The 23061-nt window shown below is 50.3% G+C and carries 22 protein-coding genes; 13 read left to right on the forward strand and 9 right to left on the reverse strand.

From position 1 onward, the window contains the following. Window positions 1–117 precede the first annotated feature (117 nt). A complete protein-coding gene (locus tag F3H97_RS08605) occupies window positions 118–1254 on the forward strand; it encodes a GGDEF domain-containing protein (RefSeq protein ID WP_196431090.1) in 1137 nt (378 codons plus the stop codon). A gap of 24 nt (window positions 1255–1278) precedes the next feature. Here the strand turns inward: F3H97_RS08605 and F3H97_RS08610 are convergent, their stop codons facing one another. The 7 genes from F3H97_RS08610 to F3H97_RS08640 all read right to left on the reverse strand — a co-directional run bounded on the left by F3H97_RS08610 (window position 1279) and on the right by F3H97_RS08640 (window position 7639). Then, window positions 1279–1848: a hypothetical protein gene (locus F3H97_RS08610; protein ID WP_196431091.1), complete on the reverse strand. Its 570-nt coding sequence runs from the start codon at window positions 1846–1848 to the stop codon at window positions 1279–1281. A gap of 63 nt (window positions 1849–1911) precedes the next feature. Continuing rightward, window positions 1912–3570 carry an FAD-dependent oxidoreductase gene (locus F3H97_RS08615; RefSeq protein ID WP_196431092.1) on the reverse strand — a complete coding sequence of 553 codons (1659 nt, stop codon included), beginning with the start codon at window positions 3568–3570 and terminating at the stop codon, window positions 1912–1914. Between the two features lie 14 nt (window positions 3571–3584). Then, window positions 3585–4871: an arsenic transporter gene (locus F3H97_RS08620; RefSeq protein WP_196431093.1), complete on the reverse strand. Its 1287-nt coding sequence runs from the start codon at window positions 4869–4871 to the stop codon at window positions 3585–3587. 32 nt (window positions 4872–4903) lie between these two features. After that, a complete protein-coding gene (locus F3H97_RS08625; RefSeq protein WP_196431094.1) occupies window positions 4904–5182 on the reverse strand; it encodes a Fe-S cluster assembly protein HesB in 279 nt (92 codons plus the stop codon). After that, entirely contained in the window at window positions 5179–6936 is a 1758-nt protein-coding gene (gene arsA / locus F3H97_RS08630) for an arsenical pump-driving ATPase (protein WP_196431095.1), read from the reverse strand. The genes F3H97_RS08625 and arsA overlap by 4 nt, the downstream gene beginning before the upstream one ends. Window positions 6937–6948: 12 nt before the next feature. After that, entirely contained in the window at window positions 6949–7308 is a 360-nt protein-coding gene (arsD, locus tag F3H97_RS08635) for an arsenite efflux transporter metallochaperone ArsD (RefSeq protein WP_196431096.1), read from the reverse strand. 13 nt (window positions 7309–7321) lie between these two features. Beyond that, window positions 7322–7639, reverse strand: coding sequence for an ArsR/SmtB family transcription factor (locus F3H97_RS08640; protein ID WP_012727076.1), 318 nt, complete (start codon window positions 7637–7639; stop codon window positions 7322–7324). Between the two features lie 224 nt (window positions 7640–7863). Here F3H97_RS08640 and F3H97_RS08645 point away from each other — a divergent pair, with 224 nt between their 5' ends. The 8 genes from F3H97_RS08645 (at window position 7864) to F3H97_RS08680 (ending at window position 16027) form a co-directional block, all read left to right on the forward strand. Continuing rightward, on the forward strand, window positions 7864–9345 hold the full coding sequence (locus F3H97_RS08645; RefSeq protein ID WP_370568565.1) for a SulP family inorganic anion transporter: 1482 nt from the start codon (window positions 7864–7866) through the stop codon (window positions 9343–9345). Window positions 9346–9415: 70 nt separating this feature from the next. After that, window positions 9416–9829: a universal stress protein gene (locus F3H97_RS08650; protein ID WP_047794988.1), complete on the forward strand. Its 414-nt coding sequence runs from the start codon at window positions 9416–9418 to the stop codon at window positions 9827–9829. A 112-nt stretch (window positions 9830–9941) separates the two neighbouring features. Next, a complete protein-coding gene (locus tag F3H97_RS08655; protein ID WP_012727079.1) occupies window positions 9942–10148 on the forward strand; it encodes a PLD nuclease N-terminal domain-containing protein in 207 nt (68 codons plus the stop codon). After that, complete coding sequence (locus F3H97_RS08660; protein ID WP_196431097.1) at window positions 10145–10993, forward strand: ABC transporter ATP-binding protein; 849 nt, start codon at window positions 10145–10147, stop codon at window positions 10991–10993. The genes F3H97_RS08655 and F3H97_RS08660 overlap by 4 nt, the downstream gene beginning before the upstream one ends. Next, a complete protein-coding gene (locus F3H97_RS08665; RefSeq protein WP_196431098.1) occupies window positions 10993–11751 on the forward strand; it encodes an ABC transporter permease in 759 nt (252 codons plus the stop codon). Before F3H97_RS08660 ends, F3H97_RS08665 begins: the two co-directional genes overlap by 1 nt. Window positions 11752–11843: 92 nt before the next feature. Then, window positions 11844–13601 (forward strand): C39 family peptidase, encoded by a 1758-nt coding sequence (locus F3H97_RS08670; protein ID WP_196431099.1) that lies wholly within the window; start codon window positions 11844–11846, stop codon window positions 13599–13601. 192 nt (window positions 13602–13793) lie between these two features. After that, window positions 13794–15017, forward strand: coding sequence for an exo-beta-N-acetylmuramidase NamZ family protein (locus tag F3H97_RS08675; RefSeq protein WP_370568608.1), 1224 nt, complete (start codon window positions 13794–13796; stop codon window positions 15015–15017). A 110-nt stretch (window positions 15018–15127) separates the two neighbouring features. Then, the gene (locus tag F3H97_RS08680) at window positions 15128–16027 is read left to right on the forward strand and encodes a CAP domain-containing protein (protein WP_196431101.1); all 900 of its coding nucleotides are present in this window, start codon (window positions 15128–15130) and stop codon (window positions 16025–16027) included. 90 nt (window positions 16028–16117) lie between these two features. Here the strand turns inward: F3H97_RS08680 and F3H97_RS08685 are convergent, their stop codons facing one another. Beyond that, on the reverse strand, window positions 16118–16516 hold the full coding sequence (locus F3H97_RS08685; protein WP_159562802.1) for a hypothetical protein: 399 nt from the start codon (window positions 16514–16516) through the stop codon (window positions 16118–16120). A gap of 144 nt (window positions 16517–16660) precedes the next feature. On the opposite strand from F3H97_RS08685, the gene F3H97_RS08690 reads away from it, so the two are divergent. From F3H97_RS08690 to F3H97_RS08700, 3 genes are read left to right on the forward strand one after another with little or no spacing between them, the layout of a single operon-like run. Continuing rightward, a complete protein-coding gene (locus F3H97_RS08690; RefSeq protein ID WP_159562803.1) occupies window positions 16661–17593 on the forward strand; it encodes an ABC transporter ATP-binding protein in 933 nt (310 codons plus the stop codon). Between the two features lie 10 nt (window positions 17594–17603). After that, on the forward strand, window positions 17604–18737 hold the full coding sequence (locus tag F3H97_RS08695) for an ABC transporter permease (RefSeq protein ID WP_196431102.1): 1134 nt from the start codon (window positions 17604–17606) through the stop codon (window positions 18735–18737). Next, window positions 18724–19824: an ABC transporter permease gene (locus F3H97_RS08700; protein ID WP_196431103.1), complete on the forward strand. Its 1101-nt coding sequence runs from the start codon at window positions 18724–18726 to the stop codon at window positions 19822–19824. Before F3H97_RS08695 ends, F3H97_RS08700 begins: the two co-directional genes overlap by 14 nt. A 39-nt stretch (window positions 19825–19863) precedes the next feature. Here F3H97_RS08700 and F3H97_RS08705 read toward each other — a convergent pair whose 3' ends face one another. Continuing rightward, complete coding sequence (locus tag F3H97_RS08705; RefSeq protein ID WP_196431104.1) at window positions 19864–22548, reverse strand: HD domain-containing phosphohydrolase; 2685 nt, start codon at window positions 22546–22548, stop codon at window positions 19864–19866. 200 nt (window positions 22549–22748) lie between these two features. Here F3H97_RS08705 and F3H97_RS08710 point away from each other — a divergent pair, with 200 nt between their 5' ends. Further along, a complete protein-coding gene (locus tag F3H97_RS08710) occupies window positions 22749–23057 on the forward strand; it encodes a PadR family transcriptional regulator (protein WP_031422630.1) in 309 nt (102 codons plus the stop codon). The last annotated feature ends 4 nt before the right edge of the window (window positions 23058–23061 follow it).

Raw genomic sequence — 23061 nt, forward strand, 5'->3', positions numbered from 1 at the left:
CTTTTAGTGAAGCAATGTTATTTTAGTAAAGTAGAGCATTAAACATCTTTCCTCCACAAAAAGGATTGCTTTCCGAGAGTTCAACCTGTATATAGAATTTAAGGAGGAAAAACTTAATTGCTATCACTTACAAACTTAATTAATAACCTAATTGCCAACGCGAGCCTTTTGCTCGTTGGTCTATATCTGATCTCACGTTTTACCAAGCTCGGTTTCACAAATAAATTACCGATTCGGCGTCAGATGACCATCTCCATCCTCCTAGCAGGACTCTCTATGATCATCACGCTTCATGGTGTACTTTGGAACGCTCAAGCGGACTTTCAGTATGGATTTGTCCCACTCATCATTTCTGCTTTGTACTTTGGGATATCTGGTCTGCGTATCACGTATGTGACGAGTATTATCCTACTTCCGTTTATCGTTCCCGGAGAAATGCTACTTCTGATCTCACTCCTAGATTATTCCGTAGCAGCCGGAACAGCATTTCTGTTCTTACGAATGCGCGAACGGATCCAGCCGACACAAGATATTCGAATCGTAAATATGATTAGTCTTACGTTCATTGCACTCTTCTCTATTCTCAACATGACGAACTATAAGGAGCCAAGTGCATATTTTATGACACTTATCTGGTTTTTATTCATCGGTTATGCGGCAGGCTTCTTTTTGCATATCGTGTATGGTGGCATACGAAAAATCGAACGCTCTGAACGTCTTATCACAAAATATAAAGAAGCGGCTTATACGGATACATTAACGGGGTTAGGTAATAGAAGACAGTTTGATGAGGAAATGAAACGCGTCGATGAAGAAGTGTTCACGTCGCCGAACGAGATTGCGTTGTTGTTAATCGATATCGATCACTTCAAATCGGTTAATGATACGTATGGACACGATGCGGGTGATGCAATTTTAGTCGAGCTCGGTCAGCGTCTCTCCGTAATCGCGCGAGCAGATGATATGGTCTGCCGAAACGGCGGAGAAGAGTTCTCTGTTCTACTTGCCGACTGCAACCTTTCGCAAGCCATGTCGATTGCGAATCGCTATTTGACCGAAGTCTCGAAACAACCGTTTCAATTACCTGACAGATCGACGCTTGAGGTCACCGTTTCAATCGGAGTATCGAGCACTTCTGAACGAAAGGTCGTCACGTCTGCCCAACTAATCAAAAAGGCAGACATCGGTCTTTACGTCGCCAAACGCAACGGACGAAATCAAATCGGCAAATGGAGTCAACAGAAAGCAAACTAACCTCTCACATTTGTGAGAGGTTTTTCAAAGTTTATTCCATTCATCGAGCGACTCCAAGTACCACCGATAGCTCATCTTGATTTCTTCATCTGTCAAATCCGCTGGTAAGAGTGAACGTGGGACGAGACCGGTGAACTTGGCGCCTCCGACATGCGCAAAAATATAAGAAGCGACTTGCTCAGACATATACCTCGTCAAAAAACCGGTCACATACTTCCCGTCTTTGCTCTCGAAGACGATGTCGAGTCGTCGTCCTTCCTGTTCATCGATGATCAACTGGTTGTAAAGTCGATGTGCCTCGTCTTTGTACTTGTATCTCATCCCGCGTCTCGCATTGTCATCAATCTCCCACTGATGGTCTTGTCGCTCTTTCGTTGTGAAGATTTTCTCGAGCGTTCTTGGGTCATCAATCGTTAAGCAACAAAAGATATGTTCATAGGACAGTTGATCGTCATTCACCAAGTCCATGATGTCCGTCTTTGGGATGATCCTTGCCTTGTAGCGCACCATGACACGATGGACGACTTCTTCTTTGTCAAAAATGAGCCACTGCTTCCGTCGCTCAAACTTTTCATGTAACATCTTATAATCCATCCGCTTCACCTCACGTACAGCATATCAAAAGACGACGTCCGGCAGTTGCGGACGTCGTCTTGCTCAGTTCCCGTATTTTTTAAACAACTGATAGTTCTTGTTTCCGCCTGACAAGTTGTACACGTCGATGAACCCGAGGTTGCGGAGAACGTTTTGTGCCGCGTTCCCCGTCACCCCACCGTTACAATAGACGACGGTCGGTTTACCCTTGTCCATGTCTTTCGCTGCTTCCCGGAGGTTACCGAGTGGGACATTGATCGCACAATCGACACACGCCTTCTCGAACTGTGCTGCTTTCCGCGTATCGATGATTTGCATGTCTTCCCCGGCATCGATTCGTGCCTGAAGTTCGGCCGGCGTGATGAGTCGTGCCGCCTTGTCGATACTGTTCGAAAGCACCATCCCCGTATACATGACCGGGTCTTTCGTCGTCGAGAACGGTGGTGCGTAGGCGAGGTCGAGATGGAACAAGTCGTCCACTTTCGCCTTAAGGGTGATGGCCGTGACGAAGACGTCGATTCGTTTGTCGACTCCTTCAAATCCAACGATTTGGACGCCGAGCAGTTGACGCGTCGCACGGTCGGCGACCGCTTTAATCGTCATATCTTTCCCACCCATATAGGCAGGCTTATCCGGTTTCGTGTTATGAAGTACCTCGATATCGTATCCGAGTTCACGTGCTTCTTTTTCAGCGAGACCTGTCTGTGCGACGGCAAGTCCGAACACTTTGAAGATGCCCGTTCCGAGGATGCCCCGATGTTCGAGATGACCGCCCGTGATGACGTCCCCGGCGGTCCGCCCCATCTTGTTCGCTGTCGAACCAAGTGGACGCCAAATCGGTTTCCCTGTCACAATCGAGAAACTCTCCGCGACGTCTCCTGCCGCATAGACGTCTGGGATGTTTGTCTCCATCCGCTCATTGACGGCGATCGCACCCGTTTCACCTAGTTTGACTCCCATGTTCATGGCGAGCTCGACGTTCGGACGGACTCCGACAGACAAGATGACGAGGTCGGTCTCAATCGTCTTCCCACTCTCCGTGACGACCCGTTCGACGTGTCCGTCACCGACAAGTTCTGTCACGGTCTCTCCGAGCATGAGCTCGATTCCGTTCTTCTCGAGGTGTTCCTCAACGCGGCACGCCATATCCTTGTCGAGTGGTGGCATCACTTGCGGTACACGTTCGATGATGGTCACGTCCACACCACGAAGCTTCAACTGTTCCGCCATCTCTAGACCGATGAAGCCGGCTCCGATGATTGTCGCATGTTTCGGGTCTGTCGAATCGACGAAGGAGCGTGTCGCCTCCGCATGTTGGATGTTTCGAATCGGGAAGACGTTGTCCGACTTCACCCCTGGAATCGGTGGGATGATGCTCGACGCACCCGTCGCAAGGACGAGGACATCATATGAGTCCGTGAACGTGTCACCCGTCTCTAAGTTTTCAACCGTCACCGTCTTCGTGTCTTTGTCGACTGACGTCACATTATGACGCGTCATCACGTCGATGTTGTAGCGCTTCTTGAAGAAGGCCGCATCGCGCGGTGTCAAATCGTCACGTAACTCGACTTCTCCGCCAACGTAGTAAGGAATCCCACAACCAGAGTACGAGATATCGTAATCTCGATCGTAAATCGTGATTTGTGCGTCTTCGTTGTTCCGACGCGCTTTCGCCGCAACCGATGTCCCTGCAGCGACTGAACCGATGATGACTAGTTTCATATATAATCCACTCCTCAATAAAGTAATAAGCTGATGTATAGGCCGAGCAACGTGATAGCCAATGTCGGAATCGTCAAGATGATCCCGACTTTAAAGTACTGCCCCCATCCGATTTTGAGGCCTTTCGTACGAAGGACGTGAAGCCATAGAAGCGTCGCAAGCGACCCGATTGGGGTAATCTTTGGACCGAGGTCGGAACCAATGACGTTCGCATAGATTAACGCTTCCCGAATCTGTCCGGTCGTATGCGTCAAGTCGATGGCGAGCGCATCAATCATGACGGTCGGCATGTTGTTCATGACCGATGACAAGATGGCGGCCAAAAAGCCCATCCCGAACGTGGCACTGAAGCTGTTCACCGCGAACCAGTCGATAAAGTTCGCCAATACTTGAGTGAGTCCGGCATTTTGTAAACCGTAGACGACAATATACATCCCGAGCGAGAAGAAGACGATGGCCCACGGTGCACCTTTGATAACTTGCGTCGTCTGAACCGCTGACGAGCGGTTCGCCATCACGAGGAAGAACAAGGCGATGACACCCGCGACGAGCGAAACGGGGATCTCGACTAAATCACTCGTGAAGTACCCGATGACCAGTAAACCAAGTACAATCCAGGATAAGCGGAACATCGTATGGTCTTTAATGACGGACGAAGGTTCAGCCAACTGTGAGGCGTCATACTGTTTCGGGATATCTTTTTTGAAATAAAGGTACAACACGAGCAGACTCCCCGCGACCGCGAACACGTTCACGAATACCATCCGCGCGGCGTACTCGGCGAACCCGATGCCAAAGAAGTCGGCTGAGACAATGTTGACGAGGTTCGAGACGATGAACGGAAGACTCGCCGTATCGGCGATGAATCCGGATGCCATGACGTATGCCAAGACGACCGCGTCCGGCAGTTTGAGTGCGCGGACCATCGCTAAAACGATTGGCGTCAAGATGAGCGCCGCCCCGTCGTTCGCAAACAATGCTGCGACGAGGGCACCGAGTAGTGTGATATAAACGAAGAGCTTCACACCGCCACCTTTGGCGATTCGCGCCATATGTAACGCGGCCCATTCAAAGAATCCAATCTCATCTAAAATGAGCGAAATGATGATGATTGCGATAAAGGTGAACGTCGCGTTCCAAATGATGCCCCAAACCGTACCGACATCCTCAAAATTGACGACACCCGAAATGAGAGCGATGACAGCCATCCCCATCGCCGAGTAACCGATGCCGAGGCCTTTCGGTTGCTTGATGATGAGGAAAAGCGTCACAAGAAAAATTAAACTAGCAATCCACTGCACAATGTAATCCTCCAATAATCTCTATTTATTTTTTAGCAAGTCGGCTGCAAACCGTGCAACACGAGGGTCATTCCCTCTTCTGTTGATTCAACGTCGAGCGTGACGTTCGCGGACAACGCTGTAGCTTCGTTCGCCACGGCAAACGTAAGGTCGTCGAAGTGCTTCACCTCATCGGTCTCTTCCGGTGTCGCTACGGCCAAACCTAGTGTCGGTCCACAGCAACCAGCCTCCGTGATGATACGGACCGATTTTGTCTGCTCTTCCTCTAGCGCTGTTTTTAAGTAATCGATGGCTTCATTCGTGATGTTCATTTCACTTCCTCCTTCAATAGTTGGGATAAAGCGGAATATCCGACTGGCAAATGTTCTTGCCAGGCGAGTATCGTCGGACGCCGATAGCTGTTCACACGTTCGAGCCATAGGACTTCATTCGCGACTTTCGCGGTCAATAGTTTGCTCGTGACATCGAGTGGCGTGAACGATTGATTAACGACCCAAGCGAACGGTAGAATCTTAGCCCGATTCAAATCTGCTACGAGTCGTTCAGCTTCATATAACGGCGTCGCTTCAGGCAAGGTCGTGATGATGACGTGCGTTTGTTTCGGATCACGTAATTTCGGCAACAAATCTCGGACTGCTTCCGGGACAACGCCAGTCGAGCGTTCGAGTTCGCGATGATAACTCTCGGTCGCATCTAACAGAAGAAGCGTGTGTCCGGTCGGTGCCGTATCGATGACGACGAAACGGTCTTTCGCTTTCGCCACCTGATTCGCAAAGGCACGGAAAACGGCGATTTCTTCGGTGCACGGCGAACGCAGGTCCTCTTCGAGCATCATACGTTGCTCTTCATTCAGGTCCCCTGCTTCCTTGAACACATCCTGTCGATACCTCTCAATTTCAACTTTCGGGTCAATGGCATCGACCGTGAACGTATCTGCAATGTTTGTCCCAATCGTGAAAGCGACATGAGCGGCCGGATCCGTCGTCGTCAAATGAACAGAGTGCCCTCTTTCATGAAGCGCGACCCCAATCAGCGAAGCGAGTGTCGTCTTCCCGACGCCACCTTTCCCCATCGTCATGATGACACTTGGACCGTCCGCCTCAATCTCATCAACGAGTCGATCAAGTGATCCGTAACGACTCGAGTCATAGCATGCATCTGCGACAGCGACCGTCTCTCCGTTCACAAAGCGCCGAAGTGCAGAGACACCGATCAGATTTTCGTAAGCATATGGGAGTTTGAATGCCTCGAGGTCAGTTATGCCTTCAGGAAGTTCACGGAGTGCTTGTTGCTGACGCTCGATGAGCCGCTTCGTGTATCGGTCTGTCCCTTCATCCGGTTGGACAAGACCGTTGATGATGAGCTGCATTCGCTCGATGCCGATGGCGCGAAGTTCGGTCGCGGCACGCTCCGCTTCGATGAGCGTGGATGTTTCGGGACGGGCAACGAGAAGCAGCGTCGTCTCTTTACCATCAGTGAGCGTCTCAACGGCCTTTTTGTACTGCAATTGTTTGTCAGCTAAACCGGCAAGCGGACCGAGGCAAGACGCACCTGTCGTGTTCGTCTCCAAAAATTCATCCCATGCACTCGGCAAGGTGAGTAGGCGCAACGTATGACCAGTCGGTGCCGTGTCAAAGATGACGTGATCGTACGCCTCACGGGCTGACACGGACGTCAACAAGTCCGTAAATTGGTCGAATGCCGCAATCTCAATTGTACAGGCACCGGATAATTGCTCTTCCATCGACTGAATGGCCACGTCCGGCAATACACCTCGATAAGGTCCGACCATGCGCTCCATATATTGTTTTGCCGCTTCTTCGGGATCGAAGTTGGCGATGGCAAGCTTTGTTTCCGGAACGAGGCGCGGCGTCTCATCGAGTTCCATCTCAAACACGTCTTGTAAATTACTGGCCGGGTCGGTCGAGACGAGCAAGACACGCTTGCCACGGTCGGCGAGCGTCAGGGCGAGGCTTGACGCTGTCGATGTCTTCCCGACGCCACCTTTCCCGGTCAAGAACACATAACGGGTCGGTTCAATCGTATGAAAATCAAATGTCTTCATGAGCATATCTCCTTATTTCTTGAGTGAGATGCGAACTTTCGGCTTTTCTCCATCTTTCTTGGCAAATGCGTCAACCGGTAGTCCCGTCAACTCCGCAATTTCTTCATCTGTTAAATAGGCACCCCGTTTTACGATTTTTCCATCAACTACTGTGAGCGGGAGCATCTCGAGCCCGTTTGCAATTTCAGCTTGTACCTTGGCATTCTCAACGAATCGATTCGGTTCCGATGCCAGATTATAACGAGCAACATCGAAGCCTCGCTGTTTTAACACGTAGTGGATTGTCGCCACTCGCGTCAGTTCTGGATCGATGGATGGACCACATAATCCTGTTGGACAGCACATTGCCGGTTCAAACACTTCAAGTTTCATCATTCACTCCTCCTTAAATTGCACATTCGGTGTCACAGTCGCAACTCACATCGATTGTCTCAATCTTGTCGAGCAAATCGACGACAATCCCATAAAAAGGGCTCGTCTCATTCAATCGATAGTGGATCCATTGTTTGTCTCGGCGCTCTAATAACAGTCCAGCCTGACGCAACATCTTCAAATGACGGCTGATTGCCGGCTGTGAAATGTCAAAACAGTCAACGAAACTACACGCACACTGTTCTCCCGCTTCCATCTGTTTCAGCATCGTCAACCGAGTCGGATCACCGAGTACCTTGAGTACTTTGCTTAATTCTTCTGCAGTGTACATTTCCACCTCTCCCTACTGTATAACTAAATTGTTATATAACGTTTCTGTTATGAAATTACCATACTTTTTAACTGCATTCAATTGTATTTTTAAAAAAAATCCGTTATGATGAAACACGTTGTGAAAACACGTAACGTTGGAACATTTCCTTTCATATAATGTGGCATTTGATCTTCGTGAGACTCGAAGATCAAAGTCAAAATAAAAAGAGAGGTGTGTTCTTCTTGGAAAAAATGAATACAATCAAACAAGACTGGCTCGGTAACGTCCGAGCAGACGTCCTTGCGGGGATTGTTGTCGCCCTCGCCCTCATCCCTGAGGCGATCGCGTTCTCACTCATCGCTGGCGTCAACCCGATGGTCGGGCTCTATGCTTCGTTCATCATTGCCATGGTGATTTCAATCGCAGGCGGTCGCCCTGCGATGATTTCGGCTGCGACCGGTGCGATGGCACTCGTCATCGTCTCACTCGTCGCCGACCATGGTCTTCAATATTTGCTGGCCGCTGGGATTCTAACAGGTGTCATTCAAATCGTACTCGGTTATCTCGGGATCGCCCGCTTAATGAAGTTCATTCCACGCGCCGTCATGGTCGGATTCGTCAATGCGCTTGCCATTCTGATTTTTCAAGCGCAACTATCCAACTTTGAAGGAGAGAGCTGGATCATCTGGGCAATCGTCGCCGCGTCACTCGCCATTATCTTCTTATTTCCGCGAGTCACAAAAGCCATTCCTGCACCACTTGTCGCCATCGTCGTCATGACGATTTTAGCCATCACACTCGGTCTCGATACGAAAAATATCGGAGACATGGGAACAATCTCAGCAACACTCCCGGAATTTTTATTCCCGAACGTCCCGTTGACGTTTGAGACGTTGTTGATTATTCTTCCTTACTCGATTTCCCTCGCATTCGTCGGATTGATCGAGTCGCTCTTGACGGCACAAATCGTTGACGACATGACTGGAACGGACTCAAACAAAAACCGTGAATCGCGCGGACAAGGTATCGCGAACATCATCGCTGGATTCTTCGGTGGGATGCCAGGATGTGCGATGATCGGGCAATCGGTCATCAACGTCTCATCGGGTGCTCGTGGACGACTCTCGACATTCACGGCCGGTCTCGCGCTCTTCATCATGATCATGACGATGAGCGACGTGCTCATGCTGATTCCGGTCGGCGCGCTTGTCGGGGTCATGTTCTTCGTCTCGTATGCGACGTTTGACTGGGGTTCGCTCAAAGCGATGCGTACCGCTCAAAAATCGGACACGGTTGTCATGCTCGTCACCGTACTCGTCACCGTCGTCACACATGATTTGTCGCTCGGTGTATTCGCTGGGATTTTGACAGCAGCGATTCTCTTCGCCGCTAAGATTTCAAAAATCGACCTCGATCGAAGTATCGATGCCGACAAGGCTCGATACATGGTGAACGGTCAGCTCTTCTTCGCCTCGACGTCTGAATTCGTTAATCAGTTCGACGTAGCAGAGGACGCTGAAGCCGCTATCCAAACCGTCACCATCGACTTTGCGAACACGCATCTTTGGGACGACTCGGCCATCGGCGCAATCGATAAAGTCATCTTCAAATATCGAGAAATCGGAATCGAGCCAGAACTGCTCAACTTGAACAAAGACTCGGAGAAACTGCTCAACACGCTCGCACTCCATTTGAAGCAACAAGACGCGAACGCAGGGCACTGATTCATCATTTCCCCGTTTCGCCAAATCACCTATACTAAAAGTAGAACGTGCGAAAGAGGAGGAGTTTTTCATGGGAAAGGTATTTTTAGCGGCAGATGGTTCTGCCCACTCGAAACGTGCGCTTGAAAAAGCGATTCAGCTCGCAAAGGCGTCGAATGCATCGATTGATATCGTGCACGTCATCAGTGCGAAGGAATCGAAAGAAGCAGCCCTCAATTCGACAGGGAAAATCGACTTGGAGACGAAGCGAAAGCAGATGCTCAAGCCACTGTTCGATTTGACGGAAGCAGAAGGCATTGCCTACGAATACATCGAACTTCGTGGGGAGCCGGACGTCGAGCTCGTCAAATACGCAAATCATGAGCCATATGAATACGTCGTCGTCGGATCACGTGGATTGAACACGTTTCAAGAGTTCGTGCTCGGTAGCGTGAGTCATAAACTGGCCAAACGAGCTCTCGCTCCTGTCATCATCGTGAAATGACGCATCGTCCCCATCTCCGTCGTGAGATGGGGATTTTTTGTGTCACATACAGGGGACATACCGTGCATGTAGAATGTTTTAAAGACAGCTAATTCAAAAGGAGGTTCTCGCGATGGACATCGCAAATGACCCGAATACACTTTTTCTCATCTTACTACCTGTTTTGATTCTACAACTCATCCTGCTCGTCGTCGCCTTGATTGACTTGTTCAAACGCGACATGACGAATGGCCCGAAATGGGTATGGCTTCTCGTCATCGTCTTCATCAACATACTCGGCCCAATCGTATACTTCTTATGGGGACGGACTCCGCGATGAAAATCACACATGTAACGAAGCGATTCGGCTCCTTCACGGCGCTCGATGATGTCAGTTTCGAATTACGCCCCGGCTGCACGTCCCTTCTTGGAGAAAACGGCGCCGGGAAGACGACGCTTTTGAACTTGCTCGCCCGCGTCACCGATCCGACAAGTGGCGATATGACCGGACACGAACGCATTCGGATTGGCTATTTACCTCAGCGCCCAGCCCTCTATCCATCGTTGACTCCCGTCGAGACGATTCGCTATGCCGCTGAATTGACGGGGACCAAACACGTCGAGCCGATTCAACTATTGAAACGAGTCGGGCTCGAACCGGTCGACCGGCCGGCAGCGAACTTATCGGGAGGGATGCGACAGCGTCTCGGGATCGCCCAAGCGCTCGTCCATGACCCGGAACTCTTACTGCTCGATGAACCGGTCTCGGCACTCGACCCACGCGGTCGACGAGAAGTACTCGATCTATTAAGTGACTTGAAACGAGAGCGAATGATCCTGTACTCGACGCACGTCCTGCCGGATGCCGAAGAGGCAAGTGACTGGGTGCTCCTGCTTCGACAAGGCAAATTGCTCATGGAAGGAACCGTGACCGACCTGCTCGGTTCGAAGTCGACCATTGAGCTACGTCTCTTTGACGATGGGACGACCGATGCAGACTGGACGCAGTTAGAAGGCGTGACCCGAACAACCAAACGTGGTTCGACGTGGACGTTTGAGTCAACGGACCGCACCCTCGCCGAACGGGCGATTTTGCGGCGCATCCTGGAACGGAATCTCATCATCCAATCACTACACGTCGGGCACCCGTCACTCGAATCTTTATTCTTGGAGGTGAACGCCTGATGCGTACCGCAATCTTTAAACAGGAATGGCGAGAGTCATGGTCGAACAAACGACTCATTTGGATCCCAATCGTGCTCATGCTCCTTGCCTCGATGCAACCGCTCACGCTCTATTTCCTACCAGATATCCTCGCTTCCGGTGGAAACTTACCGGACGGCGCCGTGATTGATCTCCCGGCACCGACACCAGAAGAAGTGTTGATTTCAGTCAGTGAACAGCTTCGCCAAATCGGTCTTCTCGTCGTCTTGTTGTCGGCGATGCATACGTTCAGTCATGAGCGGACGAACGGAACGCTCGCTTGGCTCAAGTCGTTACAAATCCCGACGTCTCGCATCGTTATCAGTAAATGGGCACATTACGTCCTCTTGACGGTCGGTGGTCTCGTACTCGCCCAATTAGTGGCCGCTTACTATACGGTCATTCTTTTCGAGGCGTTTGATGTAACCGCATTTCTCATATCCACAGCACTTCTTGTCTTTCATTTTGTCGTTCAGCTCTCCATCTTCATTCTCCTCGCTGCGATGATTGAGAGCGGTGTCGTCGCGGTCGTCTTGACGCTCGGTCTTCATTTCGTCATGTCGCTCCTCATCGGCTGGGTCGACCTCGATTGGATGCCATGGATGCTCGGTCCACTATCGAGTCAGGTGTTCTTGACAGAAGGGGATCTCGTGTGGCCGATTGTGACCGGAACCGTTGTCGTCATCCTACCCCTGTATGTGGCGTCGAAACGACTTCGGTTCATGAGTCATACGGCGTAAACGTCTGACCTTACAAATGATTCATTTGCCACAGCTTCACCTTGGATAAATATGGGTATCTCTTCTGTATGCATACAGAGGAGGTCACATGAATGACATGGAAAAGAAGGGTCGGCATCGGTCTGTTAATCGGTGCAGTGTGGACGAGTCCACAGTTCGCATCCGCTGAGGGTTCATTCCAACAGACGGAGGATGGCATCGTCTATACATCGAGTGACGGGACGGTGTTGACGGGGTGGCAAGTAATCGAGGGTCATACGTACTATCTGAATGAAGATGGTACCCTCCTTACAGGTTGGCAGGAAATCGAAGGTGCTACATATTATTTTGAGACAGACGGTCGACTCATCACGGGTCCCCATGCGGTCGACGGCACGACATACACATTTGACGAGAACGGGAAGCTACTCACCGGATGGCAAGAACGCGATGGTCTCGTCTATTATTACGACGAAACCGGTCAAGCCGTCACCGGCTTCCAGACAATCGAAGGCAAACGATATTACTTCAACGAGGACGGGGTCCGACTCTCGGGATGGCAACAGCTTGGTGACGCCAAACATTATTTCTTCCCAGACGGCACCATTCGTACAGGCATGTACACGATTGACGGCAAGAAATATTATTTGATGGAGCAAGGAAAGATGGCGACCGGATGGCAGACGATCGGCACACGACGCTATTATTTCGGGACTGACGGGGTACGTCGACAAGGTCTCACCCGAATCGGTGAAAAAGTGTATGGATTTCATCCCTACTATGGGTATCGCCTCGAAGGGTTGCATCGGATTAACAATCGTCACTACCTGTTCGGAAAATACGGCAATCGTAAGTATGGCCTTCAACAAATAAATGGTGTGATGTACGGCTTCCATCCGACCTATGGCTACCGACTAGAAGGTGTCCACACATTGAATGCACGCGTCTATTCATTCGACCCATATGGACGTCGTGAGTACGGATTTCAAACGGTCGATGGGAAGAAGGTCGGATTCCACCCGACTTACGGATACCGCCTGCAAGGGAAATTCCGATTAGATGGAAAGACGTATCACTTCCATTCGACCGGTGTGCCGGAGAAAGGATGGAAATATACGACCCAGTACGAGTATTATGCTCCGGCCTTGACGAAAAAGACGGATTGGCAAGCCATCGACGGCAAGTGGTATTACTTTGATACATACGGAAAGATGTATCAAAACCGTCGTGTCGGAAACGCCTCATTCGATGCGCGTGGTGCCTATTCTCAGGCACTGTCCGTCTATAAGATGAGCGTCCCACTCTATCGTCAGTTCCCGATGGGGTATCCGTCAGGCTGCGAGTTCTTCTCTCTCAAAATGGCACTTGAAGAAAAAGGGCGTGCCGTCAGCGCCTCGACCTTATATAACGAGATGCCAAAGAGTATGTGGAACGCTCGCTATGAGAACCGTCTCTATCGCTGGGTCGACCCGAACGTCATGTTCACAGGAGATCCGAAAGGGACGCTCGGAAAATATAAGAACTATGGGATTTATCCAAAAGGCATGATTGAATTCGCCAGTAAGTATCGTCCGGTGAAAGACTTGTCCAATCAAGGGCTCGGCTCGATCGAACGCGAACTGTCGATGGGCAACCCGGTCATCGTCTGGGCGAGTGTCGACTTCAACAAACCATACGGCTACTTCAACTGGTATACCGCTTCGAACAAGAAGTTCACCGGCTACGTTAACTATCATGTCATGTTGGCAACCGGCTATGACAAGTCAAACTTGTATATTAACGACCCATATCGCGGTCGCTTGGTCATCCCTAAGTCAAAAGTGAGCGCCGTCATGAGTGCGACGGGATGGAAAGCGCTCGCGGTCAGATGAGTAAAAAGGAACGTGTCTTTCATCGAAGGACACGTTTTTTTATGTCCGACTAGGAGAAAAGTATGAAATTAAGAAATATAAATTCCTATTTTTATGATTAAATATTGAAATTAAATTTCCGAATGGTACACTCCTGTTAAGAAATTGAAGCGCTTACATGAATCGAAGGAGGAGTTTCTGATGAAAAAGTGGATGGGTGGTATGGCTGCGTTGACGATTCTCACGACTTCCATCGTCTGGTTGGATGCCGATGCGAAGTCTGAACCGAAAAAACCTAAGGTCGAACTCGGGGTCGACCGGTTGATGGAAAACCCGGAAATCTTGAAAGGAAAACGGGTCGGACTAATCACGAATCCGACCGGGATCAACGCGGAGAGAACGAGCATCGTCGACCTATTTGACCAGTCCGATGACTTCGAGTTGACGGCATTGTACGGACCAGAGCATGGCGTTCGGGGAGATGCCCAAGCCGGATCGACGGTCAGCTCCTACATCGATGACGTGACGGGGTTGCCTGTATATAGCCTATATGGTGCGACAAAGAAACCGACTCCTGAGATGTTACAAGATGTCGACGTGCTCGTCTTTGACATCCAAGACGTCGGGACACGCTACTATACGTATATCTATACGATGGCGTATGCGATGGAAGCCGCTGCCGAGAACGGGATTCCGTTTGTCGTCCTCGACCGTCCGAACCCGCAAGGCGGGCTTCGCGTCGACGGTCCGGTGCTCGACCCGGATTACTCCAGTTTCATCGGTCTCTATCCGATTCCACTAAAGCATGGGATGACCGTCGGTGAACTCGCGCGACTGTTCAACACCGAGTATCAGATTCAAGCCGACCTTGAAGTCGTTAAAATGAAAGGTTGGAAACGTTCGATGATGTATGAGGACACAGGACTCCCGTTTGTCATGCCGTCCCCGAACATGCCGACGACCGACACGGTCAATGTTTACCCTGCGACCGGATTGTTTGAAGGAACGAACTTATCCGAGGGTCGCGGGACGACGAAACCGTTTCAGCTGATCGGCGCGCCGTATATAAAAGCGCATGAATATGCGAATGAGCTGAACGGGCTCGACTTGCCAGGTGTCGCTTTCCGGGCTGCCTCGTTCACGCCGACGTTCTCAAAACACGCGGGCAAACTGACGCACGGGGTTGAGGTCTATGTCACTGATCCATCTCGATTCGAATCGACAAGAACTGGGATTGCGATGATTCAAACGGCTCACAGCATGTATCCGGACGACTTCGAGTTTTTAGCGAATGACTTCATCAAGAAATTGACAGGAAACGCCTACGTGAAAGATATGATTCTCGAAGGAGCTCCGCTTGAAGACATCCTGACGAAAATCGAGGACGAGCGGGACGCGTTTCTCCCAATTCGAAAAGAGTATTTACTGTATAAATGAAACGAGGATGGGCTCACGAAGAGTCCATCCTTTTTGTAATGAAATGGTAAAACCAAAAATCACCCAAACGATATAGAATATAGGGAGTCCCACAAAAGGAGTCGATTCCATTGAAGAAGCATATCTCTCTACTACTCACCATCATTCTGACACTCGGTGTGATCGGGTCGCCCTTCTCTACCAACCGCGTCCAAGCCTATTATGAGACGTCGATTAACACGACCGGTTACGTGACCAACATCAGTCAACTCAACGTCCGACAGTCGCCTTCTTTGAGTGCGAAACGACTTGCACTCATCCCGCGAGACGGTTCGATGCGTGTCCGGACATCGTTCCAATTGGACGGTGTGCGCTGGTATAAGATTCAATGGGGCAGCGGCTACGCTTATCTGCCCGCCAAGTATGTCCGTTTGTCCACTGCTGAGGTGAAATTTACGAAACCGACGTACGTCAAACCGTCGAGCGTTTATTTAAAATCACGTCCGCTCACGACCTCTTCAAACGTCAAGTTCGTCCGGCAGGGTACAGAACTTGAGACCGTGTCATATCGCTATACCGGTACATCACGATGGTACAAGGTGCGCTACGGTTCATACACTGGGTACATCCTCGCCAATCATGTCAGTTTCACGTCGCCCGTCAACGTGTTGACCGAGACAAACAAAGAACGGAAGGCTGCCGGTCTCTCTCTTCTCGCCGCTTCGAGTGAGGCGAACCGTGTCGCCCAAGTTCGTGCCGATGAGATGGCGCGTACGGGTCAATTCTCGCACACGCTTAAGGAGAACGGTACACCCGGGGACACGTTAGACGCTTACGGTGTCTCGTATCGGGGCTGGGGGGAGAACATCTATAAAGGATCGAGCGACCCAGTCCGGGCGGTCGATGCGTGGATGAACAGCAGCGGTCATCGCGCGAATATCTTGAATGCGAATTACACGCACCTCGGGATTGGCAAAGCGACCGATGCCCAAGGGTCGACCATCCATGTTCAAATCTTTTTGACGAAATAACCGCTGAAGGGACAGTCACGTCGTGGCTGTCTTTTTGTTTGGCCAATAAAAAAAGCGGATTCGCATCCGCTCTTGAGCCTTACGCACTTCTTATATCTCATGCTCTTTCACGAGCACACGAAAACGCGGTCGGACGGTCAATTCGATTGACGTCACGGTCCGCTTTCGATCTTCAGCTAGGACGATCAATAACTCTGCGTGGTCTCGCCGGTCTTCTAAAATCTCGACCTTGCTGACGGTACGGAGCAGTTGATAATATACGAGCTCCCCGTCCCCACCCTTAATATTGATTTCAAACTCGTGATAGCTCGGTGATATTTTAAAGTAGAACGTCTCCCCATGCTTATTCGTGAAACGAAAAATCGACTCATCATAATAGAACGGGAGTGTCGAATCCATTCGTTTCGGTTCGACTGTACAAAACGCAGAAAGCACGATTTCGTCCGGGAACAATGCCCCCTCTTGTTTATTGAATTGCCATCCTTTCATCCAAATCCCTCATTTCAACACTATAATTATCTGAATAATTAGATTATTACACATTTCAAGTGTTCCGGACAGGTAAATTCGTGACAATCCTCGAACACCTTTGTGTAGAACGAGAAACATTTCACATGAGAAAGGAGTAATACGATGTCCATTATCTCGCTCGACCATGTCACGAAACGGTTCGGGGATACGATTGCCTTGAACGACCTCACTCTGAAAGTGGAAGAAGGCGAACTCTTCGGGTTGCTCGGACCGAATGGTGCCGGGAAGACGACCGCCATTTCGGTCATGTTGAATCTGTATGAGGCGGACTCCGGTTCGATTCACATTTTTGGAAAAGCGATGCCAAAAGACGAACTGGCCATCAAACGCCGCGTCGGAATCGTGCCGCAACACGTCTCCGTCTATGACCAGCTGACCGTCTATGAGAACATCCAATTTTTTGCGGAGCTGTATGGATTCAGTCCGAAAGAAGCGAAACAAAAGACCGAGGCCGCGCTCCACTTCGTCGAACTCGATGCCCATCAAAAGAAACGTCCGCCCGAACTGTCCGGCGGTCTCCTCCGTCGCCTCAATATCGCCTGTGGCATCGTCCATGAACCCGAACTCATCTTCATGGATGAACCGACCGTCGCCATCGACCCGCAGTCACGAAATACCATTTTAGAGAACATCCGCGAACTGAACCGCCGCGGTGCCACCATCATCTATACATCTCATTACATGGAAGAAGTCGAACTCCTCTGCGACCGAATCGCCATCGTTGATGAAGGAAGGATCATCGCAGAAGGAACGCAGGACGAATTGAAAGACCGTGTCATGACACTCGAGACGGCCCGGATCAAAGTCGATGCGCTCACACCAAATTTGCTCGAACGTCTCGATGCACTCGAACACGTTCAAAAAGTAGAGTATGAAGAACCGTATATCGAGGTGTCGTTAGACAAAGACACGCCGCTTGCTCCGCTCCTTGAGACGCTCCATCAAGAACGTGTCCACTTCACCTCCATCACGGTCGACCGTCCTTCCCTCAATACCGTCTTTTTGGCATTGACGGGGAAGACGCTCCGGGAATAGGAGGGACGTCATGTGGACTTTCATCAAATATGATGTGAAACAGCGGCTTCGTGATCGTGCCACCCTCTTTTGGATGCTCATCTTTCCGCTCATCCTCATTTTCGGACTCGGGACGATGCTGTCGGCCGTCTTCAGTGACACGTTCAAACTTCCGGTCACGAACGTCGCCTACGTCGAGTCATCGACAGACCAGTATCGAGAGCCGCTCGAGGCTTTTTTTAAAGAGGAAGACATTCAAGCCTTCATCCGACTTGTCCCATACGTTGACCTCCAATCTGCCGAACAAGGTGTGAACGATGGCGATGCCGATGTCATCTTGCAACTCGATGGACCTGACATCACACTCTTCTATGAGGAACCGACGACGGTCGAGTTCGACGTCCTCGATGCCATCCTCGGTCAGTATACAGCCATCGCCAATCAACAGATCACGCTCGCGGAAGCAGGCGTGTCGGCCCCATATGTGAATGAGGCTTGGCTCGATACGGAAAGTGTCGACTTGGCAGGACGTACCCCGACATCGCTCGAGTATTTCACCGTCACGATTTCAATCATGACGGCATTGTTCGGGTCATTTTATATCACGGCGATGGCGCGTGAAGAACAGCCGAACACAGGCAGCTATTTGCGCATCCAAGCGGCACCCGTCCGAACGGTCGAGTATCGACTCGCGCGGACGTTCAGTCGCTACGTCATCATCTTGTTGCAGCTCATCCTCTTGTTTTGGTTCAGTCACTTTGTCTATCGCACATTCGACTTGGCGAACGTACAGTTCGGCTACCTGATTCTGTCTTGGCTCGCCTTGACCGCGTACGGGGTCGCCATCGGATTCCTGATTGTCAACTTGCCGAAGTTGAGCGCGACGACAAAGGATGCGATTGTCAACGGCTTCGTCGCCATCCTCATGATCTTATCCGGTGGCTATGTCCCCGGTTTTGACCAAGTGACGCTGAACTATGCACCGTGGGCTGCCTACGTGTTCATGCCGATTTTCATGCGGGACGGAATGCTAGCCGTCCTCCTACGTGAAGGTGATATGAATCTGTATTGGCAAAGTCTCGGATTGCTCGGGATTCATCTCCTCATCTTGATCGCATTCAGCTACATTCTCTCGAAAGGGGTGAAGCGTCATGGTTCTCATTAGACATGTGGCCAAACGGATGCTTCGAAAGAAAGGGCTGTGGGTGTTCACCTTCGTGTCGATGTTCGGTTTCGCGCTCATCCTCTCCTTCGTCGGTGGAACGTCCAGTTTGAACGCATCCATCGGGATTGTCGACCGGGACGGTGGACTTCTCGCCGAACGCCTCATTGACGAGGCGGAACGGTTTGGTCGGGTCACGTTGCTCGAATCGAACACGGATGATGTCTTGTTAGAAGGAGAAGATATCGTCCTCATCATTCCTGATGACTTCACGGAACAGGCGTTCACAGGAGAGATGCCTCGCCTTTCCTTCTCTGCAATCGCCGGGAGTGATGCCTCGTTGATCGAGCAGGCACTGAACGGTCATCTGTCCCGCGAACGCCAACTACTCGAAGCGAGCGGCTACGATAGAGCGACGTTCGAACAGCTTGCGTCAAAAGAGACGTCGAACGGTTACACACTTTCAAGTGAACCGTTCCAGGAAAGTGTCGCCACGACCGCCCGAACACAAGCCTTCTTCGGTCTGTTGTCGTTCATCATGATGTCGACCTTTCTCCAGTTCATTCCTATGTTTGTCGCGGATGATCGGGACGAGAAGATCTATGCGCGGTTGTTCGCCTCACCGGTGACACCAAGGCGTTACTTCGCCTCCCTGCTACTAGCCTTTTATCTCGTCGGCTTCATCTACGTGATGCTGTTGATTGGCGTGAGCCTCGCTTTATACGGTCAGGATGTATGGACACATCTCCCGACCGTGTTCGCCTTGTTTTCTTCCTATCTGCTCGTCTGTCTAGCCCTCGGTGGTCTCATAGCCGTGTTTGCGACGAATCGGGAGAAGGCGAACATCTTTCAGATCTCGGTCACGATGGCATCCGCCATCACCGGCGGGGCGTTCATCAGCCTGCTCTGGTTGCCGGATTCATTGAAACTTGTCGGTCGTTTCCTGCCGACCTATTGGTTGAATAACGGTGTCATCACGATGTATGAGGGCCAGTTCCCGTATCTCTCCATCCTTGTCATGATTGGCATGACCGGAGTCGTCTCCCTCCTCACCATCCTCGTGTTGAAGAAACGCTCCCTGACCGGCTAATACAAAAGCGAGTCCCCCATATTCAGGAGGACTCGCGTTTTATTGTTGAAGTGTCGGCACGACTTTTTCAAAGAAGACGTCGACGAGTGACGGGTCAAACTGTTTGCCCGCCTCTTGTGAGATGATGGCGAGTGCCTCGTCAATCGTCTTCGCCTGTCGATACGGTCGTCCCGTCACCATGACATCGAACGTATCCGCAATTGCGATGATTCGTGAAGCAAGAGGGATCTCAAAATCTTGTAGCCCTTTCGGATAGCCTTTCCCGTCCCATCGTTCATGGTGCGCTAAGACAATTTCCGATAAGGCGACATATTCGGGTACGGTACTTAAAATATTGTAACTGATTTCCGGGTGGCGTTTGATTTCATACCATTCCGATTCGGTCAGCGCGCCCGGTTTATCTAAAATATCATTGCTGATTGCCACTTTTCCGATATCGTGCAAAATGGCAGCCGTTCGAATCTCATTCACTTCAGCATTCGTGAAGCCCATCGCTTCTGCCAGTTGCCCCGCTAAATTGGCGACTCGTTGAGAATGCGCTTCTTCTCGTGGAATCTTCTCATACAGCGTGCGCATGATGATTTGAATGGAATGGTGGCGTCGACTCTGCTTTTCAGAAACCTTGTGGTGATACATCCGATCTTCCGCTAAATTGAACACTTCGGTCAATTCGACATTCGAGTCATGTTTGACCGCTTCACCGAATGATGCGGAAATCGGTAATCCTTCAACCGTCTGTTCGTGGAAGAGACGACCGAGACGGTCCGACAGCTGTTTTGCCTCATCGAGCGTCGTATTCGGAGAGATGACGACGAACTCATCGCCGCCGACTCGTGCCACTTCATCTTTCGCGCGCAATTCATTTCGCAAAATATTCGCCGCTTCGACGAGCAACTGGTCTCCGACTAAGTGTCCGAACGCATCATTCGTGAGTTTGAGTCCGTTGATATCGATGACGATGAGTGTGAGCGGATAAAAGTTGTCATCATCATAGCGCTCCAACGCCTCTTCAAAGTAACGTCGGTTTTTGATGCCCGTCAATTGATCGTGGTAACTGAGATATTCAATCTCTTTCTCATATGTTTTTTTCTCCGTGACATCTCCGATATAACCGTGCCACAACACGTGACCATCCGCTATCTTTTCCGGACGGGATGATCCTAAAATCCATACGGTTCGTCCGTCCTCGGTCAAGACGCGAAACTCAGCATCCCAAATCGTCAAGTTGCGATAGGACTCATCAATCGACTGCATGACAAGCGGATAATCATCCGGGTGCATCCGTCGGAAGACAAGACTCGCGTCCTCCTGTACCTCTTCTGCCGAAATCCCCAGCATATCTTCAAACCCTCGGCTAAAGAATGGGAAGTTGAAACTTCCATCAGGCAACAATTCGAATTGATAGATGGCACCCGGGATTTGATCGGACAATTTCGTCAAAAGCCGATCTCGGTCTGCCAACTTTTCTTCTAACTGAACTCGGTCCGTCACGTCTTTCGCGACCGCATAAATATAATTCCCTTGAAGTTTGCAATGCCACTCGATCGATCGATACGTATCGTCGATCGTCCGGAAACGGTTGATGAAGCGGAACAACTCGCCACGTTCCTCAAGTTCCATAAACGCCGCTTCCGTGATGGTATCATCATCCGGGTGAACTAGACTAAGAAAGTCGATATTCTCCAGCTCATCAAGTGAAAACCCTAAAATTCGTTCCCATGCATCGTTCAAATGGAGCACTTGTCGTGTGTTGAAAGCCATGATGCACTCCAAGTCGAGGGTCGCGAATCCACCGAACATCGATTTTTTCGTCTCACCGATTTGATGATCGGCTTTCGTCAATTGCTCAAGGACGTGGACGAGATATAACTCCACGAGCCCGAGCCGATTGGCGACCTTCCCTTTTTCCATCACAATCGTCAAGTCCCCGTATAAAATACCGTCTTTCTCGATTTTAAAGAGAACGACTTCTCCGAGCGAGAAGATCCGAAGTAGATTTTTGACGAGACGCGTTGGAAGTGCACCATCAATCAGCGGGTCAATTCCATCAAATACACGAGGATTTGAATGTTTGAACAGATTCCGTCGCTGATCCGTCATCGGCCATTTTCTTCCGACCGGATGAAACCCAAGGATGTCGAGACTTCTCTCTAACATCTCATCGATGCCCGATAATGCCACTGTCGTATACGATTCGCCGTCCTCTTCCATCAAATTGAGTGCGACCGCCTTCGCTCCGGTGAAGTCACGGATTTGGTCAAGAAATTGTTGATTCATCAACAAGTCACTTCCGGTTGAGACGAAGCGGTGCGATACGTTTACGAGTTGTTTTAACGCATTGTTCTCTTGAACGTGTGCCGTGATGTCGTGGAACATGACGGACACAAATCCTGTCCGTTGGCTAAACACGGACATCTCGAACCAACATTTATTACGGCGGGAATAGTGTTCAAACGTCACGGTGCCGCCGTCACTGACGACACGTGCCACTTGAATCATCCATTCCCGCTCACTATATTCAAAGTCTTTTAGGGCGCTTGACACTTTTTTTCCGATGAAGTGTTTTCGCTTCCCTTTCATGATCTTCTCAAAGGCAGGATTCACTTCAAAGAATTCATAGTCAATCGGCTCCGAAGCGTCGTCGTAAATCACTTTAAACTCGACGTAGCCTTGGGGCATATAACGCAACAATGTATCGTATGAAGAATGAATGGGGTTTGTCACGTCACTTCCTCCTCAGCAAATAAAATCTCTACCTATTCTACCTCATTTGTGATAGATTCCCTATTTTTTCCGAAGTCATTCCCATCTTTTTATTTTAAGTTTTCGTAAACTGCATGCTCTTTCATTGCCTCTCTCGCTCACCTTTGTTAGACTGATTTCGAAAACCGATATCGAATTTCGATATTAAGGAGATGACACGTATGGAAGACCGCGTCTTGCGGAAACTGTTTCTCGGATTCATCCACATCCATATTTTGCACCACGCCGCGGAACACCCCGTGTACGGAGCATGGATGGTCGATGAGCTTCGAGAGCACGGGTACGAAATCAGCGCCGGGACGCTCTACCCGATCTTGCACGGGATGGAGAAAGACGGACTCTTGATTCGTGAAAACGAGACGGTCGATGGACACGTTCGCAAAAACTACGTGACGACCGAAAAAGGACTTTCTGTGTTGGCGGAAGCCCGTCAAAAGGCATACGAGTTATTCAAAGAAATTAAGGAGTGAAGAT

The sequence above is a fragment of the Exiguobacterium sp. SRB7LM genome, assembly GCF_015712685.1.
GTDB lineage: Bacteria > Bacillota > Bacilli > Exiguobacteriales > Exiguobacteriaceae > Exiguobacterium > Exiguobacterium profundum.

Bases quoted from the DNA above. Each gene is read 5' to 3' on its own strand.
- F3H97_RS08615 (WP_196431092.1), bottom strand. From the start codon at position 3,570: ATGAAACTAGTCATCATCGGTTCAGTCGCTGCAGGGACATCGGTTGCG.
- arsD (WP_196431096.1), bottom strand. From the start codon at position 7,308: ATGAAACTTGAAGTGTTTGAACCGGCAATGTGCTGTCCAACAGGATTA.
- F3H97_RS08700 (WP_196431103.1), top strand. From the start codon at position 18,724: ATGGTTCTCATTAGACATGTGGCCAAACGGATGCTTCGAAAGAAAGGG.
- F3H97_RS08685 (WP_159562802.1), bottom strand. From the start codon at position 16,516: ATGAAAGGATGGCAATTCAATAAACAAGAGGGGGCATTGTTCCCGGAC.
- F3H97_RS08640 (WP_012727076.1), bottom strand. From the start codon at position 7,639: ATGTACACTGCAGAAGAATTAAGCAAAGTACTCAAGGTACTCGGTGAT.
- F3H97_RS08650 (WP_047794988.1), top strand. From the start codon at position 9,416: ATGGGAAAGGTATTTTTAGCGGCAGATGGTTCTGCCCACTCGAAACGT.
- F3H97_RS08670 (WP_196431099.1), top strand. From the start codon at position 11,844: ATGACATGGAAAAGAAGGGTCGGCATCGGTCTGTTAATCGGTGCAGTG.
- F3H97_RS08660 (WP_196431097.1), top strand. From the start codon at position 10,145: ATGAAAATCACACATGTAACGAAGCGATTCGGCTCCTTCACGGCGCTC.
- F3H97_RS08710 (WP_031422630.1), top strand. From the start codon at position 22,749: ATGGAAGACCGCGTCTTGCGGAAACTGTTTCTCGGATTCATCCACATC.
- F3H97_RS08690 (WP_159562803.1), top strand. From the start codon at position 16,661: ATGTCCATTATCTCGCTCGACCATGTCACGAAACGGTTCGGGGATACG.
- F3H97_RS08665 (WP_196431098.1), top strand. From the start codon at position 10,993: ATGCGTACCGCAATCTTTAAACAGGAATGGCGAGAGTCATGGTCGAAC.
- F3H97_RS08695 (WP_196431102.1), top strand. From the start codon at position 17,604: ATGTGGACTTTCATCAAATATGATGTGAAACAGCGGCTTCGTGATCGT.
- F3H97_RS08625 (WP_196431094.1), bottom strand. From the start codon at position 5,182: ATGAACATCACGAATGAAGCCATCGATTACTTAAAAACAGCGCTAGAG.
- F3H97_RS08655 (WP_012727079.1), top strand. From the start codon at position 9,942: ATGGACATCGCAAATGACCCGAATACACTTTTTCTCATCTTACTACCT.
- F3H97_RS08610 (WP_196431091.1), bottom strand. From the start codon at position 1,848: ATGGATTATAAGATGTTACATGAAAAGTTTGAGCGACGGAAGCAGTGG.
- F3H97_RS08675 (WP_370568608.1), top strand. From the start codon at position 13,794: ATGGGTGGTATGGCTGCGTTGACGATTCTCACGACTTCCATCGTCTGG.
- arsA (WP_196431095.1), bottom strand. From the start codon at position 6,936: ATGAAGACATTTGATTTTCATACGATTGAACCGACCCGTTATGTGTTC.